Here is a 224-nt window from a genome sequence, read left to right as displayed (position 1 = left end):
CCGCATTGAAGTTGACCGCCTGCGCAACCATGCTCAACGAGATTTTTTCCCGGTAGTGCGCTTTCAGATAGGCAATAGCGTCCCGGATAGCCGGTGAATAATGATCGTCCTGCGCCAGGCGGTGGAACTGCTGGAGCATACCGATAAAAAGGTGTATGAGATTGCGGAAGAAGTAGGGTATTCCAGCCTGAGCTATTTCTCTACCGCCTTCAAAAAAAGCTTTG

General features: G+C 50.4%; 1 protein-coding gene. It reads left to right on the top strand.

Annotation, left to right across the window (positions count from 1 at the left end; translation table 11 throughout):
- Positions 1 to 100: 100 nt before the first annotated feature.
- Positions 101 to 224: helix-turn-helix domain-containing protein (locus tag H6B10_RS16655; RefSeq protein WP_204652484.1), on the top strand; the 124-nt coding region annotated here is incomplete at its 3' end.

Source organism: Gemmiger formicilis, from assembly GCF_016901605.1.
Classification (GTDB): domain Bacteria; phylum Bacillota; class Clostridia; order Oscillospirales; family Ruminococcaceae; genus Gemmiger; species Gemmiger formicilis_B.
The sequence above is the reverse complement of the archived record's forward strand: the minus strand, read 5'-3'. Positions and strand labels throughout refer to the sequence as shown.